Annotated in this window: 16 protein-coding genes; 8 read left to right on the plus strand and 8 right to left on the minus strand. The window is 37.8% G+C overall.

The genetic code is table 11. The features are described from left to right. Positions 1-56: 56 nt before the first annotated feature. The 3 genes from A0J48_RS04195 to A0J48_RS04205 all read right to left on the minus strand — a co-directional run bounded on the left by A0J48_RS04195 (position 57) and on the right by A0J48_RS04205 (position 6580). Positions 57-692: a Vat family streptogramin A O-acetyltransferase gene (locus A0J48_RS04195; RefSeq protein WP_200320614.1), complete on the minus strand. Its 636-nt coding sequence runs from the start codon at positions 690-692 to the stop codon at positions 57-59. 14 nt (positions 693-706) lie between these two features. After that, entirely contained in the window at positions 707-3031 is a 2325-nt protein-coding gene (locus A0J48_RS04200; RefSeq protein WP_200320616.1) for a WD40 repeat domain-containing protein, read from the minus strand. A 408-nt stretch (positions 3032-3439) separates the two neighbouring features. After that, positions 3440-6580, minus strand: a complete 3141-nt coding sequence (locus A0J48_RS04205) for an alpha-mannosidase (protein ID WP_200320618.1) — start codon at positions 6578-6580, stop codon at positions 3440-3442. A gap of 309 nt (positions 6581-6889) precedes the next feature. Here A0J48_RS04205 and A0J48_RS04210 point away from each other — a divergent pair, with 309 nt between their 5' ends. After that, complete coding sequence (locus A0J48_RS04210) at positions 6890-8335, plus strand: hypothetical protein (RefSeq protein ID WP_200320620.1); 1446 nt, start codon at positions 6890-6892, stop codon at positions 8333-8335. Between the two features lie 199 nt (positions 8336-8534). Here A0J48_RS04210 and A0J48_RS04215 read toward each other — a convergent pair whose 3' ends face one another. Beyond that, a complete protein-coding gene (locus A0J48_RS04215; protein ID WP_200320622.1) occupies positions 8535-9599 on the minus strand; it encodes a DUF6765 family protein in 1065 nt (354 codons plus the stop codon). A 148-nt stretch (positions 9600-9747) separates the two neighbouring features. On the opposite strand from A0J48_RS04215, the gene A0J48_RS04220 reads away from it, so the two are divergent. The 4 genes from A0J48_RS04220 to A0J48_RS04235 all read left to right on the plus strand — a co-directional run bounded on the left by A0J48_RS04220 (position 9748) and on the right by A0J48_RS04235 (position 13428). Beyond that, on the plus strand, positions 9748-9981 hold the full coding sequence (locus A0J48_RS04220; protein ID WP_200320624.1) for a leucine-rich repeat domain-containing protein: 234 nt from the start codon (positions 9748-9750) through the stop codon (positions 9979-9981). A 203-nt stretch (positions 9982-10184) separates the two neighbouring features. After that, positions 10185-11009, plus strand: a complete 825-nt coding sequence (locus tag A0J48_RS04225) for a COP23 domain-containing protein (RefSeq protein ID WP_200320625.1) — start codon at positions 10185-10187, stop codon at positions 11007-11009. A 120-nt stretch (positions 11010-11129) separates the two neighbouring features. Beyond that, positions 11130-12845 (plus strand): tetratricopeptide repeat-containing S1 family peptidase, encoded by a 1716-nt coding sequence (locus A0J48_RS04230; protein ID WP_200320627.1) that lies wholly within the window; start codon positions 11130-11132, stop codon positions 12843-12845. A gap of 46 nt (positions 12846-12891) precedes the next feature. Continuing rightward, positions 12892-13428, plus strand: coding sequence for a hypothetical protein (locus tag A0J48_RS04235; protein WP_200320629.1), 537 nt, complete (start codon positions 12892-12894; stop codon positions 13426-13428). A gap of 104 nt (positions 13429-13532) precedes the next feature. Here the strand turns inward: A0J48_RS04235 and A0J48_RS04240 are convergent, their stop codons facing one another. After that, positions 13533-14327: a histidine kinase gene (locus A0J48_RS04240; RefSeq protein WP_200320630.1), complete on the minus strand. Its 795-nt coding sequence runs from the start codon at positions 14325-14327 to the stop codon at positions 13533-13535. A 185-nt stretch (positions 14328-14512) separates the two neighbouring features. Between A0J48_RS04240 and A0J48_RS04245 the strand changes: the two genes are divergently transcribed. The 3 genes from A0J48_RS04245 to A0J48_RS04255 all read left to right on the plus strand — a co-directional run bounded on the left by A0J48_RS04245 (position 14513) and on the right by A0J48_RS04255 (position 16230). After that, entirely contained in the window at positions 14513-14737 is a 225-nt protein-coding gene (locus tag A0J48_RS04245; RefSeq protein WP_200320632.1) for a hypothetical protein, read from the plus strand. A 112-nt stretch (positions 14738-14849) separates the two neighbouring features. Beyond that, on the plus strand, positions 14850-15185 hold the full coding sequence (gene petJ / locus A0J48_RS04250; protein WP_200320634.1) for a cytochrome c6 PetJ: 336 nt from the start codon (positions 14850-14852) through the stop codon (positions 15183-15185). 25 nt (positions 15186-15210) lie between these two features. Beyond that, the gene (locus A0J48_RS04255; protein WP_200320682.1) at positions 15211-16230 is read left to right on the plus strand and encodes an aldo/keto reductase; all 1020 of its coding nucleotides are present in this window, start codon (positions 15211-15213) and stop codon (positions 16228-16230) included. A gap of 77 nt (positions 16231-16307) precedes the next feature. Here A0J48_RS04255 and A0J48_RS04260 read toward each other — a convergent pair whose 3' ends face one another. The 3 genes from A0J48_RS04260 to A0J48_RS04270 form a co-directional block, all read right to left on the minus strand. Then, positions 16308-16688, minus strand: coding sequence for a type II toxin-antitoxin system VapC family toxin (locus tag A0J48_RS04260; protein WP_200320636.1), 381 nt, complete (start codon positions 16686-16688; stop codon positions 16308-16310). Continuing rightward, positions 16688-16912, minus strand: a complete 225-nt coding sequence (locus tag A0J48_RS04265) for a type II toxin-antitoxin system Phd/YefM family antitoxin (protein ID WP_200320638.1) — start codon at positions 16910-16912, stop codon at positions 16688-16690. The genes A0J48_RS04260 and A0J48_RS04265 overlap by 1 nt, the downstream gene beginning before the upstream one ends. Positions 16913-17097: 185 nt before the next feature. Next, the gene (locus A0J48_RS04270) at positions 17098-18975 is read right to left on the minus strand and encodes a tetratricopeptide repeat protein (RefSeq protein ID WP_200320640.1); all 1878 of its coding nucleotides are present in this window, start codon (positions 18973-18975) and stop codon (positions 17098-17100) included. Between the last annotated feature and the right edge of the window lie 2 nt (positions 18976-18977).

Below are 18977 nucleotides of genomic sequence, written 5' to 3' on the forward strand. Positions count from 1 at the left end.
GGGAAATTTTAAGCCTTGAATCAAACAATTGTCAATTGTCAATTATCAATTCTCAATTAATAATTCAAATCCTTCAATTTCTGAATATCCCCATTCATAATCACATCAATATTGCGAGTAATTTTCTCAATATTCCAATCCCACCAACGAATAGAAAGCAAAATTTCTATTTCTTCATCAGTAAAACGTTGTTTAATCGGAACTGCGGGATTTCCACCAGCGATAGTATAGGGAGGAATATCTTTCACCACTACAGAACGTGCTGCAATTATAGCACCATCACCAATTTTTACTCCGGGCATAATTAGGGAATCATAACCAATCCAAACATCATTACCAATAACGATGTCACCTTTACTGGGTAAGTTCATTAAATCATTCATTGCTGCTTCCCAACCATGACCAAAAATTGGAAATGGGTAAGTAGAAATGCCATCGAGTTTGTGATTTGCACCATTCATGATGAATTTCACATCAGTTGCAATGGCACAAAACTTACCAATAATTAAATAATCACTGCCATAGTTGTAAAGGACATTTTTTTCAAAATCTTCTGGGTTTTCCGGGTCATCATAATAAGTGTAATCACCAACAATAATATTAGGTGATGTAATACAGCTTTTAATAAAACAAACCCGACGATGTGCAGGTATGGGATAGGGATAGAGAGGATCAGGTCCGTACTGTTCCATTAAATTTAACACTCTTATTTCATTACCTGCCAAATTTTAACAGTTTTATCAGCACTACCACTAGCCAAAAATTTGCCATCTGCACTCAGAGAAAGAGAAGTTATACCCCCAGAATGTCCGGTGAGAGTTTGCAAAACTTCTCCTGTAGAAATCTCCCACATTTTAATTGTTTTATCCACACTACCACTAAACAAAAATTCTCCATTGGGACTGACAGCAATGGATTTGATTTTATCTGTATGTCCGTTCCAAGTATTTAGCAGTTTACCTGTGCTGAGATGCCAAATTTTAATGGTTTTATCAGCACTCCCACTAAATAAAAATTTTCCATTTGCACTGATAGCTATGGAAGTTACTTCACCCAAATGACCTATCATAGTGCGTAAAGGATCACCTGTGCGGGGATTCCACAATCTAATTTTATAATCGGAACTGCCACTAGCAAGAATTGAACCATCTGCACTGATAGCAATAGCGTCAACTGTTGAGGAATGCCACAAAGTGCAAATTCTTTCTCCTTTTTGTAAACTCCAAATTTTGATTTTATGACTACCACTGGCAAGAATTGAACCATCTGCACTGATAGCTACTACATTCACTGGTTTTTGATGTCCTAAAAGTGTATGGATAAGTTGACCAGTTTTCAAATTCCAGACTTTCACATTACTTTGCGGATGTTCGCAACTACCCACAGCAATTAAATTACCATCAGGACTGACAGCTACAGAAGAAATTGCACCTAAATTGCCTGTGAGAGTGCGAATTAATTGACCAGTTTGCAAATGCCAAATATTAATAGTTTGGTCTGCACATCCACTCACTAAAACCTGTCCATCTGGACTAATTGCTACAGAAGAAACTTTCCCAGAATGTCCAGTCAGAGTATGATGAAGATTTACTTTTTCTAAATTATGTTTATTTTTGAGAGTAGCTATCCCTTCTAAAATTGTTTCAACATAAACAAGATTTTGATTATCACCAACTGCGGCAAAATATTCTTTTAATTTGGTGATATAATTCTCATCTTCTATTTTTACTGCTAATTGCATTGCCTGTAAAGGATGAGTTACTTCTGTTGTGGATACTTGCCGTATTTGTAACCAAGTCTCAATAGAATAATCTACTTGTTCTCTTGACCAATCAGAATTAGAAAGATGAGATAAACCTTGGGCTAATTGCAAGGCTAATTCTGGTACTTTAGCAATTCGCTCATTTTTTAAAGCTTGATAAACTTGTTTGTAACTATCAGTAATTACTTGCAAAGATTCTAAATTTATGGCATCATTGAGTAAGCTGGTTAATAATTCTGGTAATAAGGGATGTACATCATAATTAACCAAGTAATAAACATCTGTCACCCAAGCAGTAACTAAACAGTGACAAGTAATCAAAATTTGGTACAGATGCTGCCAATCTTGATTACTAGTTTTATATTCTATGGGTAACTGACCAACATCAATTCCTTGAGATTGCCATTTTTCTACTTTCTCTAACAGTTCTAAATTGAAGTTTCTCTCTTGACCTAAATTGTTAATGACTTCTACATCTTCACCTAATGCTAAAAGTTGATTTTTAACATTTCTCCATTCTAAAGCCCGATTTTTAGCAGATGCTTGTAAAATTTGCCGATAGGGTAAGCGAGAAATAGTTTTATAGTAATAATTCTCCTGTCCTAAACCCCAGTAAGCAATGCGGAAATTGAGATAATCTCCATCTTTTTCTGATTCTAAAACTAAAGTCGGCTGTGTTTTTAAACCACTAAATAAAGCCTTGATGCTAGATTCACTATGAAAGCGTTTACTATCCCAAGCACCGGCTAAAAATTCTATTGGTCTTTCGGGATGATGGAGTGAATAATGATTGTTGATAAATTCACGCAAGCCCTCACCTAATTTTAACTCAATTTCATCAGTAACTTGTGAATTTTGTAAGTCAAATTTATCAAACTGGATTTGTGGTGCTGCAATAAAAACTTTGAGAGGAGTACGTTGATAATTAGCAGCAGATTCTAAAAGTTGGGAAGGGTATAAACGCAAAGGCCAACTATCGAGAATTTTATGCACTTCTGGTAGCTTAATTGCTGTTTCTCTTTCTTGGTTGGCTATTTTTAATTGGGTTGCGTGGTGGTAAATGGCTAATTGCTGTTGCTGAGTAAATTCTGCTTTTTTAATATCTATCTGTGTAACATTATCTACGGTTGCGATGAAGTCGTGCAATACTTTGGGAATGGGAGAAATGTTGTTTTTGGAATTACTTTCTGTTTGCTTTTGAATGATATTTACCATTACTGGTGCAAATTCTAACACTAGTTGAAGTAGTAAATTTAAGCCTGGTTGCATAAGTAATTTCCAGTTATAGGAGGTGACAGGGAACAGGGAACAGGTGACAGTGCTAAAAGCATTTTGGTGTATAGGTTGTAGCATCGGTTGATGTCTTAACCACCTTGTCCGTTGCTGTAAATAAAAAGCATTAACACTAGTATCAAAAGATGGGTAATTTTATTTCCCCACCTCTACTATTGATTTAAAAAATGAATAGACAATAGTTATACTACTATCTTAAGGCATAGTTTTGGTTGAGAACTTCAAGATTACATATCAAAAAATTCATTCAGCAGCAGTCAGCTAGGAAGAAGAAATGAACCGCAAAGAAGCAAAGGACGCAAAGGAAAGAGGGTAGGAGAGATATTTTGCGTGAGTCTTGATAATAATAGACTTTTAACCCTGTTCTCTTTCACCTGTCACCTGTCACCTATCACCTGATATAACTTCAAACGTGGCAATTTTCCAAGGTGCTATTTTATTAACTGTTTGATTGATGGGTGTTTCTAATAAATCAACTGCTGATTCTAAAGCAAAATAATCACTTTTTAAGGATAATTCTGCTGTTTTTCCCTGACTTTCATAAAACCGGATGATGAATTTTTGCGGATTATCTTCACTGGGTTTGAAAGCCATTAAAATTAAATTATTTGCTGATAATTCTAGAAAGCTTGTGTTTGATAAAGGATTTGTTGCAGATTGTTGATTTTCTGGATTTATTGTCGGATTTATTAACACCTTTAATGGTATATTTAATTCATAGCCGCGTTTGACTGTATTTGCTTCTTCCCAACTCCCGATATGAGGATATAAAGCGTAAGTAAATTCATGTTTACCTCTATCCGCTTTTGGGTCTGGCCAGTTAGGACTTCTTAAAAGTGTGAGACGGAGTTGATTGGTTTTGGCATCGTAACCATATTTACAGTCATTCAATAAGCTACATCCGTATTTTCCGGTTTCTGTGTCTGCGGTTAAATCGGCCCATCTTAAAGCGGTTACTTCCCATTTTGCTTGTTCTGCGGGTGTTTGCGGGTTGGTGGGACGACGAATAGCACCGCAAGGAATTTCATAGGTGGCAAATTCGGCATGAAGATTGAGATAAAAGGCTGTTTTAACTAATACTTGGTTTTCTTGCCAGTTGACAGTATTTTTAATTGTTAAAAGTGGTGAACCAGTTTGTAAAATGTAATCTTGGCAAAATTCTGATTTTCCAATTTGACGCACTACCCGCAAAGTTTGTTGTATTTCTCCATGTTCTAGCCATTGAATTGATGTTAATTCCGTTGGAGGTAGGGGTTTGGTGGTATAATTGGGGTCGATATTCCAAGCGTCCCAATATTGTCCACTGTCTGTAAAAGCTTGGAGTTGGTTTCCCGCACCGTTTAAAATTTCTCGTTGTTGGGTTTTGTCAAAGACGCTTGCTAAGTCTCCAGTTTTGGGGTTGACTTGAACTTGCAAATATTCGTTTTCTAATTTCCAGTCTTCAGGAAATTGGGGAGATGTGGGGGAATGGGAAGATGGGGACAGCCAATATACGTTATATCCTACTGATGGAACTGTAGCGAGAAATAATAAAGAATGTTCGTTTTGTTGGGATGAAAGTTTATTTCCGTCAATGTCGTAAATTTCCCATGTTTGGTTATTTTCGGGTAGTTTAACGCTGACAACTTGGGAACGTTCCCAGTTGAGAGAGTTAAAAATTATGATGGGTATGTTATGGGGTTGGGGTGGTTGTGGTAAATTGATGTTTGATGCGATCGCTGTTAATGATTCATCTAATATTTTAGTTCCCACTTGTTCCACTTGTTCCCATTCTGGTAACGCATCTTCGTAAACTTGGGTAATGGAAGAACCAGGAAGAATATCGTGAAACTGGTTAAACAGAACTTGCTTCCATGCGGTTTCTATTTCCCCTTGGGGATAATTAACACCACAGGTAATATTAGCGATAGTTGCAAATAACTCTGCTTGATATAATAAATTTTCAGATTGACGATTCCAACGTTTTTGGTCTGCGTGGGTAGTGTAACAACCGCGATGAAATTCTAAATATAACTCATCTTCCCATTTTGGCAGATTTTGGGGAATATTTTCAGCTTGAGATTTTATTTGCTGTAGATAATTTTCCGCTGTTGTAAATTCTAACTTCGGGAAAACAGGAGAATGTTGCCAACGTCGTCCTATTTCCAGCATATCACGAGTTGGACCACCACCATGATCACCGATACCAGGCAGCCAAAGGGCATCTTGTAAATTGGTTTGAGTTTTCCACTCACAGACATATTCTGCCATTTTGATCGAATCCATGCCTTGACCGATGAGTGCAGACATATAACTTAATATTTGACTACCATCGAGCGATCGCCACCAAAATAAACCATAATCAAATTTAGTAGTATCATTCCAGCGTAATTTTTGGGTGACAAAAAACTCAATTCCCGCATTCACCAAAAACTGGGGTAAAGTTGCACAAAAACCAAACGTATCGGGAACCCAAACTATCGGAGATATTTTTCCAAACTTAGCTAAAAAATAACGTTGTCCATATAATAACTGACGAACAATAGACTCACCAGAAATTAAATTCAAATCTGGTTCTACCCAAAAACCACCCAAAACTTCCCACCTTCCCGATTTTACCTGGGTTTGAATTTCTGCAAATAAATCAGGACGATTTTCTTCCACCCAAGCATACAAAGCAGGTGTAGTATGACAGAAAATCAACTCAGGAAAATCTTGTTGTAACCTTAAAACCGACTCAAAAGTATTTTGTGCTGCATTCCAAGTTTCCGCAACAGGCCATAACCATGCTAAATCTAAATGTGCATGACCTAACAAATAGATTTTATATTTTTGAACGCAGATGAACGCAGATGAACGCAGATAAATTTCTCGTATATTTAACAGTAAACTTTTCCAATCTTCCTTCCTCTCTTCCTTCGCGTCCTTCGCGTCTTCGCGGTTCATTACCTCTTCAATCCCCGCAACCAAACCAGCCAAACCTTCCGGTGCAAACCTCTGCAAAAACAGTTGTACAACCGTCAACTCATCAGCCACAAAACCCGCATCTATATTATCATCCCCAGACTCAAAAATGACAAGCGATCGCATTAACGCCCCATCACAATGTCCCGGACTTACCAACCGCAAAGCGACAACAAACTCATCTCCAGGAGTTACCCCTTGACACAACAGCACCCGTGGGGAAGAATCAAATAAATCACCGATCAATACCAACTGACCATTAACATAAACTTCCGCAGCATCAGCCCACCAAACCAAAGCCAACCGCAAAGATAAACCAGCTAAAGGATAACCCTGTAAATTTTGGGGAACAACCAACTTTTGCTGCAACCATAGCACCTGCTTTCCCCCTGTCCAAGCAATATGTTCTTTCTCATTCAGCTTGACAGGTTGCCAGTCAGATAAATCTGATTTTACTACATCAGTAATTCCCCAGTCAACTTGTTGATAAAACCAAGAAGATTGGACATTAATTTGACAGCAAGAGCGTAACTTTTCTATTGTTGCTGATATAGATTTGGTATCTGATGGAGAAGAAGTCATAAGCTATAAAAATTAACAATTAATGTAAAAATTCGTTTGAGTAGAGAGATTGTCTAAATTAAACTTACTGGATCTGATTTTCAGCTATGATAATTTCACTGACTGACGATAACTAACAGTTTTGGGAACTCCAGAAATTAAATTATCCAATTTCTGCATCTAGTGACGACTATTCAGATTATTCTCCCCCTGCTTCCCCTGCTTCCCCTGCCTCCCCTGCTTACTCAACGACTGGATATTTTTTTATTTGGAAGTCCCTTTGTGGGAGTCTCCAAAATTCCATCACCTTCACACTAACCAACTTCTATCATGTCTTCTGGTTCATCTGGTCGCTATCAAAGTAAAATATTTAACTTTTTCAATCAGCATTCTCGGCGGTTGAGTCAAAAGTTGGAAAACACAGTTCGACACTTGCAAGTTGCTACCAAATGGAGTGTCGAAGCTTTGCTTTACCCACTTTACCAAATCTTTCAACCAGATGAATTTGCGGGAAAAAGGTTGCAAGCTAAAGCTAAACCAACCCATCCACAGTTACAAGCAGAAACGCCCCCACCTGCTGATGCGCCTATTCAGAAGGTATTGGAGTTAGTTAAAAGTCTACCATCTGCGGCAAATTCCAATACACAAACTTTACAAAATGTCAAGTCTGGGAATTTTTTAGGCGATCGCTTGCAAAAGGTAACACAGAATTTAGGAAGTTGGTTAAAAAAATCTCAACCTAGTCCATCCCTACCGCCAGAAAATACCCTTCAACACCATATACCAACGGTGCAGGGAATAGCGGCTAAATTAGAAAATCGTCAATTGGTACTTGTTGCCGATAACAACAGAGTTCTGGATGTTTTGACCATTAAACAACAAGCAAAATTAACAGATAAAATTAATAGTGAAATTGCTGAATATCGCCATTCTTTGAAGTTAATTGCAGTCAAAACAGAACAGGAATTATTACCAAAAATTGACCATATTCTAACTAAATTAACTGGTAAAGATACTGCTAATATTACAGATTCATCTGAAAAAATAGAAAAATTAAATATACCATCTTATCCTGGTAAACTTTTGGCATGGCTGGATACAGCAGTAGCTAAATTAGAAGCTAAAGCTTTAGTACCTGTACAGCAGCGGAGTCAGGAAATTATTCAACTTGCTCAAACTCAATTAGATATATTTATTTACGGGAAAGAACAGGTAGAAACGAGAGGAGAAATAACAGTTAATGCTGATGATTTGGAAAAACAACCCTTAAATATTTCCGCATTAATTGAAGCTGCAATTAATTACTTCTTTGGTGGGAGGAAAATTTCTAAAATTCAAGGAAATACAACTTCTCAAAAACTGCCAGGTAAACCTATAGAAAATAAGATTATTCAAAATAATCAATTGCAGGAATCAGATTTAATAGCAGATTCTGGTGCAGATTCTTGGTTAACCTGGGGTGATTTATTTGGTGGAAATGAAGATACAAATGAAGTTGTAAGTGCTAATTCATTTACTGACACAAAACATGAGGATATATTTAACAGTAAACAATCAACTAAAGATAATTCTCAATCCTCTGTTGAACAGGAGAGAGAAAACCAGAAATTTCAACCTCAATTCCCACCAGATTGGATAGAAACCACCGCTACATTTTTAGGTTATGAAAAGCATCCTTTAGAGGAAATTTTGGCATGGTTGGATCATGTTTTGCTGTGGGTGGAAATGATATTTATGAACATGATTTATTTCTTTAAAGGACTGTTACAGGGTTAGTTTAGATCCCCCTAAATCCCTTCAAAAGGGGGACTTTGAGTAATTTATATACTCTTTCTAAGCTAGAGAGAATCTTTCAATTATCTCTCCCTAGAAGGGAGAGGCTTGAAAAAGCAGAATTTTTCCCCCTGCAAAGGGGAAGTTTTAAACCTTGAATGAAACAATTGTCAATTATCAATTGTCAATTATCAATTAGAATTCAGGCTACACAAATTCCATATTGGGGTAGCAAATCATGAATTACATAAAATTGATGTGCTTGTAAAGCATCGTGAAATAATTTCCAATTGCTGACTAAAAAATTGGGATTGTAGGAGAAAATTTCATTATTTTTATCAACTAATCCTTCAGTTCCCAAAGCTTCGTATTTCCAAGAATCTTTACCTTTAGGAATATAGGAGACATTAGCTGTACCAAAACTAAATTTACCTTGGGAAATAGCATCCAACCATTTTTGATGACGGACATGACCTTTAAGATCCTGAATATTTGTCAACATGAAAGCAATTAAACTTTTATCTGATTCTGGTAATCCTGGTACAATAGCATCTGGATCACCTTTTAAATAACGCTGCATAGCCTTACACATATTATCAGCAGCTTCTAAAAAATCTTCAGGATTATTGCGGCTAATTTTTTCACCTCTACCGTTAATATAACCCCAACGTAAAAACGGTTTATCAGGATGACTTAAAACTGCACCATGTCCTAAAGGTAAAGCTTCACTAACAAAATAATTCTTCAATCTATCCATCAAATTACTATCAGGTTGATCATTTTCATCCAGTAATTTTTTCGCTTCATTGACTCGATGGTTAACACCTGCAAAACCTTGATGCGCCCAGGTATCAACATAAACGTGCATTGTAATACCCAGACGATGTAAACCATAAGCACTTTCACGGCGTTGAATACATTCCCGCACCATCTGTTGTGCGACATCACTATTAGGACGACAAATTAACTTCTCAATAAACTTCCCTTCCGGATCTTCACCTGCTTTTTTACCTCCATTTCCTGGTAAAAAATGAAAAGGAATCCAAACATGATAGTTTGCTAAATCCTGAAAGTTGCGATAATCTAACATCTTATGCGCCGAACTGATGCGGGTAAACATCGCCCCATTATCAAATCGGATTAAACCGCCATTGATAGCATCATCTACATACTGGGCGCAGTAAGCGACGATACTAGCATCTTCATGTTCAAAACCCGCAAGTCGCGCGACAACGTAGGTAACACCGTGGTGAAAGTCTATTTGCATATTAAATTCAGTTCAATGAAGAGATTTTTAAATTAAGAAATAGACTATAACAATTTGGGCGCTGTTGCGTAAATTTTTACCTGATAGCGATTCTTAAACTGCCACATCTGTTTGGTAAACTCTAGTCATCAAAGTTAAGTAATTGCTTATGACAGAGGCAGAACTACTACAGGTAATCGAGAAAGCAGCAAGAGATGGTGTAACAAAACTTGACCTCAGATTCAATCAACTCAGCAGTCTGCCAGCGGAAATAGGACAACTCACCAATTTGAAAATACTTAGGTTGCGTGGGAATCCACTCCCTATTCCACCTGAAATATTGGACAGACCAAAGCCAGGTGATGTGAAGAAAATACTAAATTTCTATTTTTTGTTGCAATAAAATCCAGATTAAAGTGAGCATCCATAAACCATATATGAAGGAATTACAAAAGCAATTCTAAAATAGATGAAGCTGTCTTTGTCTAGGTTTTATTAATCTGTATACATCGTTACTTTTATCATAAATTCTCCTGTTTATTCTAATCACTTCGTCACTAACTATAAAAATAAAATAACCTTGGGATTTACCACAGGTGTTTATTAATGAAATTCCAGTTTCCGGCTCAATTTGTGATGAGTGCGATCGCACTTTCTGGTGTGATGGTGTCTCCTGCAATGGCAGAGTATCCAGAACCCTACCAACAACCACCTTATCAACAACCGCCCTATCAACAACCGCCCTATCAACAACCACCCTATCAACAACCACCCTACCAACAACCACCTTATCAACAACCACCCTACCAACAACCACCCTACCAACAACCACCCTATCAACAACCATTATCTTCCACCAGCTTTTTCTGTGGTTGGGTAGGACGCTCACCAGCGACATTTGTTAAATATAACGGTCGGCCGATACAATCTCCGCTAATAATTTGGGAAACAGCAAGTAATGATCTGTCACCCGAAGAACGCTGTCGGATGGTTTCTTGGCGGATGACAAAAGCAGTAGAAGAAAATGGTGGCAGATTGAGTAAATTGCTGCTGACAACTGGCAAGGTCAATGGTTACAACGTAATTTGTTTTGTGAATGATGTTCAACGTTGCGACTCCGACAACGTGATCATGACATTACTCAGACGAGAAAATGCTCGCAACCCTGGTAAAGTCTTAGCCCAAATTATTAGATTTGGTCTTTACGGTGGAGGTTCAAATGTAACTGAAAGCGGTGGTTTTACGGGTGGTGTAGCTGGTGGGGAAGAAATTATTCCCACTGCTGTCAGCATTGAAGAAGCTATTAATCAACTTATGAATGATTCTGGCGGAATGCCTACTGACCCTGTTCCTGGTGGCGATACTTACCCCAATCCTGGATATTATACACCTCCGGCTCCTGCTGGCAATTCGGGTGGTGGCCCTATCTAGGTTTAGCAAATCTGTGTAGAGACTTAATCTTATAGGTCTCTATATGTTGGGTTACAAAAATTCTCTGCTTCTGCAATGGCTACGCAAATTAACAAACTATTGCTGAGGTTTTATTGAGCAATGAACCTACAATTTCTTAACTCTAACTTTCCTGATAGTGTAATTAGTGGATCTGCTTGTTTGGCGGCAATAGTATTTTTTCCATCGGCGGCTTTTGCTGCCAAATCTTCTCAGGAAATTGCCCAGTATGCTAAGACCATTACCGTGCAAGTAAACAGACCTGCTGGATTTGGCCCCGGTTCAGCAGATGACGGTTCTGGGTTTATTATCAAGCGCGAGGGAAACACTTATATTGTCCTAACTTGCAATCATGTTGTTAATCCATTGGGCAGCCCCAAGCCAGCTAGAGTTCGTACTAGTGATGGCATCTCTTATCCCATTAATCCTGGAAGTGTAAAAAGTTTAGGAACTAACACTAACGGGAGTAACGATTTAGCTTTATTTACTTTTACCAGCGACAAAAACTATCCAGTTGCAGAATTAAGAAGTCCTAATCAGGCACAACTAGGAAGTAAGGCTTTTATTTCTGGTTATCCTGTTAACAATGATTTAAACAGAATTGCTGAAAATCGTGTTTATGATTTCCAATCAGGAACAATTTGGAAATCCAGGGATGCGAGTTTAAGCGATGGTGGCTACTCGTTACAATACGTGGCTCAAACAATAGGCGGTATGAGCGGGGGGCCAGTGTTGGATGTGGACGCTAAAGTCATTGGGGTTCATGGTAAAGCTGACACAGAAACAGATGTTAAACAACTCCAATCAGGAAAAGAATTAAAAACGGATATTAAATTAGGAATTAGTGCCGCAATTCCCATTGAAAGGGCGATTATTTTATCTCAGCAAATTGGCATTTCTGAGTTGAAGGTAGACAGTTCTGCCAGTACAGATAATCCCACGGCACGGATGAGAAGCCCTCAAGATTCTAATGATTTCTTAGCACGGGGACTGTCTCAGACAAATAACAATCGTACCGCAGCCATTAATGATTTCAGTCAAGCGATCGCTCTTGATCCCAAAAATAGTATGGCTTATTACAATCGTGGTAATACTCGGTACGATATGGGTGATAAGCAAGGGGCGCTGGCTGACTATAACGAAGCGATTCGCTTTAATCCCTATCATGCCAATGCTTACTATAACAGAGGGGTAGTGCGATATTATCTAGGCGATAAGCAAGGTGCAATTGCAGACTTTACCGTTGCTCTACGTTTCTCTCCTGACGATATTTTTGCTTACTATAGCCGGGGGTCTGTTTTCCGCAGTATGAAAGACGGACGGGGCGCATTTGCCGATTTTGACCAAGTTGTTCGACTTGCACCTCATCTCCCAGAATCTTACTATAACCGGGCTTTGGCTCGTGCCTTTTTTAACGACCGCCAAGGAATTATTGCTGATTTCACGCAAGCTATCGCTCTCAACCCGCGATTTAGCAATGCCTACATTAATCGCTCTTTGATCATACGCCGCCTGGGACAAATACCCGCAGCGATTCAGGATCTAAACACGGTGCTGAGTTACGAACCAAATAATGCCATAGCCATTTACCAACGTGGTTTATTCCGACGTGATGCGGGCGATCGTCAAGGTGCATTTGCAGATTTACAAAGAGCTGCTGAATTATTCCAACAAGCCAGGGATACTGTTAATTACCAAAAAGCAATGTACGCCATTCAACGCCTGTTGTCATCTCCTCCTACTCTTCCTCCCAGTCAACCAAACTACGGACAACCGGACGGTGAAATTACTCCAGATCGCATCAATGAACCTATCTAGTAATTAAGCCAAAGTCAGAAGGTTGTTAATTTGGAATTTTCTAGTCATGAAAACTAGTCGCTTTCAACAAATTTGTACCAAATTACTGCAATTTGGTACAACAATCTCTACATCTACTTTCATCGCATTGCTCAGTATGCCAGAGATTGTGCCAATAGCCATTGCTCAATCTTGGCCAGCATCAAATTTTCCTGCCTATCCGTCCCCTATAATATCTCCTCCCAATGGGATTTGGAAACTCCAGTGGCGCATGAATGGAAATGCTTTTGATGGGTTGCTGATATTAACAAGTAATTCTGGCACAATGACAGTTAATGTGCGCTATGCCAATGGTAAAAGTGATATCATCCAACAAAGAATTATTGTACAGCCTAGTGGCAATGGATTAATTTTATCTGCACAAAATCCGGTCTATGCTGGAACAAATATGCCAATTACATCCTACATTCCCAACACTTTTTTAATTGAGCAAGCACATAATTTAGAAGGTTGGAATGCTAAAAGTTGTGATAGCACTGACCGATGTTCACAAGTAAAGATACGCTATGTTAATTCTTTATATCCAAATTCTGTTAATTATTAGCGGGCAAGATGCCCGCACCACAAATATTTTGCATTTATTTGGAAGTCCCGCCAGGATAGAAGTTTTTGCTTAAACTTGATGACTTTCCAAACATCGCCCACATTTTATTTCACATGAGTCTCTTGCCTATGAGAGTCTTTATCTTTAAATAAATCAGCCGCTGCTAATAGCAATTCTCGCAAACTTTGCTTTAATTGTCGTTCTTTTTTCGCTATCGCTACACCTGCTTCACCCAGTTTATTGTCTAACTGCGAGTGTTTTTCTCCTACTTGTGTAGCCACAGTTTCCGCTTGGGGACGGGCTTGATTATACCAGGTTTTGGCATCGTCTAAATATTCTTGAATTTCTACAGAACGTCCGCCATAACGTGCAGCTAAATTGGCGCGGATAATGGCTAACTGTGCTTGTAGTTGGGCGTAGCGTTTCTTTAATAAAGCAAATTCTTCACTATCTTGGATCGCATTAATGGCTGAGGCGATCGCACTCTTGATATTTGCGGATTTATCTTGATTTGTGTGTTCAATTGCTGCTAACATTCCCTCAACTTCTTGCTGTAGTTGTTCTTCTTCATTATCTAATTTCGCCTGAATTTGTTTCAATTCTGTTTGGGTTTGGATAATAGTTTCATGTCTTTTACTATTCACTGCTTCTAAAGCACCTTCAATCGAAGCTGTTACTTCTTCTTTAATTTCGCTACCTTTGTCTTGGAGATTTTCAATTACTGTGGAAACAGCATCTTTTACTAAGGTGCGTAATTCACTAGAACCTTCTTTAAATTCACCAGCCACCTGAGAAACTGCGGATTTAACAATTTCTCGAATATTCTCCGTTCTTAATTGTCCCGTAGCTTTAGCTTCTTGTAAATCTGCTTGGATTTTTTCTTTGATGTTGTTAGTCATTTTTACACCTTAGAATTTAGCTAATTTGGATATAAACTGCACATAATCATCCATCTACATCATGATGTAGTCTTTTTTGTCTACACACCTCCTTTAGATAGAAAACAGAGAATCAAAAAGAGGATTTGTCCTCAGTTACTATTTGTGAGATGATCAATATTGTTGGTAATAATTAGAAATTAACTATGTGGCGCGTAAATATCACTTGTGATGGGGAAGCATGGAAACGCTATAGTGCTGAATTTAAGACGATGGCGGCAAATTATCAAGGTGAATTGATATCTTCTAAAAAATTGCCCGATGGAACACGCATCATGGCATATAAAATTGAAGATGTCAGTGATGCCGAGGAGTTTCAAGAAAAATCTGCTTCATTTCCAGGCTTTGTATCTGATTTTGAAGCTTTATAATGAAGGCAGGAGGCAGGGGGCAGGAGGTTATTTTTTTAACGGGGATTTATACTCTGACTCAAAAACTTTTTGCCTTTAAAAGCAAGATTTTCAACGCGATTTTTCAACAATTATGGAAAAACTCATAACTTTTATTTTGTTGACTTTCTGTTTGTGGATAATCAATTTTACTTCACCCGCTAACGCTTTAGATACCCAAAATGGTGCAGAAATTTTTAGCGTCCATTGTGCAGGATGTCATATCAATGGTGGTAACATTATTAGAAGAGGAAAGAATTTAAAAAAGAATTCTTTAAAAAAATACGGCATGGATTCTTTAGAGGCGATTACAAACATTGTTACTAATGGTAAAAGTAATATGTCAGCCTATAAAGAAAAGTTGACAACGGAAGAAATTCAAAATGTCGCGGCTTATGTTTTGGAACAAGCAGAAAACAACTGGAAATAATCAGACAAACAATAACATCAAAAATATCATGTTACCTCAATCAAGTTATTTACAATTTACCCCTGATTTCAAGATTTGCCGAATTTTAAATGGAATGTGGCAGGTTTCCGGTGGACATGGACGCATTAATCATAAAACTGCGATTGAGTCCATGTTTGAATATGTGGATGCTGGTTTTACCACTTGGGACTTAGCAGATCATTATGGACCAGCAGAGGATTTTATTGGTGAATTTCGTCGTCAATTAATAGCGACTCGTGGAGAAGAAGCGGTTAATAGAATTCAAGCTTTTACAAAATGGGTTCCCCGTGCGGGAAAGATGACGAAACAAATTGTTGAGGAAAATATTAATTTTTCACTAAAAAGAATGAATGTTAAATCATTGGATTTAATGCAGTTTCATTGGTGGGAATATCGTGACTCTAATTATTTAGATGCTCTCAAATATATGGCAGAATTGCAAACAGAAGGCAAAATTAAGCATTTAGCTTTAACTAATTTTGATACAGAACATTTGCAAATTATCACGGAAGCAGGAATTAAGATTGTTTCTAACCAGGTGCAGTATTCTTTGGTTGACAGAAGACCACAAGTAAACATGGCTAAATTCTGTCAAGAACATGATATTAAATTGTTTACCTATGGTAGTTTGTGCGGTGGTTTGTTATCAGAAAAATATTTAGGTCAAGCTGAACCCAGGGGTTTTGATTTGAATACCACCAGCTTGAAGAAATACAAAAATATGATTGATGCTTGGGGTGGTTGGAGATTATTTCAAGAGTTACTTTCTACCCTGAAGCAAATTGCAGATAAACATCAAGTGAGTACTGCTAATGTAGCTGTAAATTACATTTTAAATCAGCCAGCGGTAGGGGGTGTAATTGTCGGTGCAAGGTTAGGAATTGCAGAACATTTGTCAGATAATGCGCGGGTATTTGGGTTTAGTTTGGATGCGGAAGATGTGGAAAAGATAGATGCGGTTTCGCAGCAGTCGCGGGATTTGTATCAGTTAATTGGTGACTGTGGGGATGAGTATCGACGTTAATTAATTATATCCCTGACTTCGTTTTAATCTGGTAAATAAATTATCAATTGATTTTAGAAGTCGGGGATCTGAAAACATCACCATAAACGCTGTATAGGATAAGCATCAAATTTGCTGTCAGCACTTATGATAGGTATATTTTCCACTATTGCTTGTGCGATCAACATTCTATCAAAAGGGTCACGGTGATGTAAAGGTAATTGGGAAACAACTGAAATATGTTGTTGATCAATTTCCTTTAATATAATACCGTTACCAATTATTTGTTGTTCAACAAAATCATCAAAACCTAGTGCTAATGTGAGTTTACCAATACTATGTTTGATTGCAATTTCCCAAACACTGGCAATACTCAAAAGATTATCATTATTTTCAATTTGTAATCTCAAATTGCTGCTGATTCTTGGATCACCCATCGTAAACCAAAGCAAAGTATGAGTATCAAGTAATTGCTTCATTACATATACTCCTTGAAATCTTCGAGAGGTTCATCAAAATCATCAGCCATTGTTACCATTCCTTTAGCACTACCAAATTTAGGACGAATTTTAACTGGTAATACAGGAGTTAATTTTACAGCAGGTTGATTATCTTTAGTGATGATAATTTCTTCACCATTAAGTGCTGCTTCAATCAAGTCAACCAAATGCTGAGAAGCTTCATTCATAGTAATTTGTTGCATAATTATTACCTCAACATTAAGAACATTCAGTATATAGGAATCCGGTTTGGTTTCTGAATTGGTTTGTGTAGGCAGGGAATAGGGAATAGGGAATAGGGAATAGGGAATAGGGTTTTAGAGGAGTTGGATGTACGGAGTTTTGTTCAAAAATCAAATAGGAGTCCTATATGTCTATTATACCTAATTTATTGAATCAAAGATTGAAAACGTGCATCTTCTCGAATAGCATCAAAATCTGAGTTAGTTTTTGCCCATTCTCTAACTGTATCAGGCTGTAAATTAATTGCTGTTTGCAGATTTTCAATTGCTTGTTCAATATTACCTTGTAGGGTATAAACACGAGCTTTACCATACCAAGCTTCATGTTTATCAGGTTTAAATTCCAGTGCTTTGTCGTAGGATGCGATCGCCTCTTCATACCTACCTAAATTATTGAGGGAAATGCCCCGGTTGTACCAAGCTTGGTGATCATCAGGTTTAAATTCCAGTGCTTTGTCGTAGGATGCGATCGCCTCTTCATTCCTACCTAAATTTTTGAGGGAAATGCCCCGGTTGTACCAAGCTTCGTGATCATCAGGTTTAAATTCCAGTGCTTTGTCGTAGGATGCGATCGCCTCTTCATACCTACCTAAATTAAAGAGGGAATTGCCCCGGTTGTACCAAGCTTGGTGATCATCAGGTTTAAATTCCAGTGCTTTGTCGTAGGATGCGATCGCCTCTTCATTCCTACCTAAATTAAAGAGGGAAATGCCCCGGTTGTACCAAGCTTGGTGATAATCAGGTTTAAATTCCAGTGCTTTGTCGTAGGATGCGATCGCCTCTTCATTCCTACCTAAATTAAAGAGGGAAATGCCCCGGTTGTACCAAGCTTCATGTAAATCAGGTTTAAATTCCAGTGCTTTGTCGTAGGATGCGATCGCCTCTTCATACCTACCTAAATCATCTAGGGAAATGCCCCGGTTGTTCCAAGCTTCGTGATAATCAGGTTTAAATTCCAGTGCTTTGTCGTAGGATGCGATCGCCTCTTCATACCTACCTAAATTTTTGAGGGAAATGCCCCGGTTGTTCCAAGCTTGGTGATAATCAGGTTTAAATTCCAGTGCTTTGTCGTAGGATGCGATCGCCTCTTCATACCTACCTAAATTTTTGAGGAAAATGCCCCGGTTGTTCCAAGCTTGGTGATAATCAGGTTTAAATTCCAGTGCTTTGTCGTAGGATGCGATCGCCTCTTCATACCTACCTAAATTATTGAGGGAAATGCCCCGGTTGTTCCAAGCTTCATGTTTATCAGGTTTAATTTCCAGTGCTTTGTCGAAAGAAGAAATTGCAGCTTGATCATCTTGTTTAATACGTTGTAAATAACCTAATTCAAAAAACAATGTAGCTTTTTGTTCATGATCTATTTGATCATGTTCAATAATTTCGATGATTTCTAGAATTTTCTGATTGGTTTTTTCTGGAGTTAAATTGACATATTTTTCATAAGTTCCTTCCTGAATAATCCGATTTGTTTCTTGTTCTAAAGATGTTGAATCTAGAGGAAAATTAAATAAACCAGAACGCCAGTCAAAAAAATCAGGGGCGCGATGAATAAAATATTTAATGGCAAACTGCGGTAATAAGAATACACAACAAATTTTAAATTTATCTCTAAATCTTTCTCGTTGCTGGTTGATGTTAATTAAAATTGGTGGTACACCTTCCCAACTATAATGATGGGTTTCTCGACTACTCCAACCTGCTAAAGTTTTGGCTTCTTCATATTTATATAATGAAGATTCTAAACCTGTAATGAATAAAATATTGATATTGTTTTGGTTGGGTAATTTATCAACTTTTTCATATAAATTAGTAACATCTTGATCTAATTTGAGAATTTCTATATTTTTATCGCTAATATCTTCTTTAACTTTACTAATTAATTGTTCACCACTAGCAGGAGAACAGCGCACAAACAACAAACCAAAACCTTCTGTAAACCGCAGTGTACGCAGAAAGGCTTGATATTCTTCATCTTGTTCTATGGGTAAATCATCATCCCATTCACTTAGTTTTAGAGGCATTG

The sequence above is a fragment of the Sphaerospermopsis aphanizomenoides BCCUSP55 genome, assembly GCF_001586785.1.
GTDB lineage: Bacteria > Cyanobacteriota > Cyanobacteriia > Cyanobacteriales > Nostocaceae > Sphaerospermopsis_A > Sphaerospermopsis_A aphanizomenoides_A.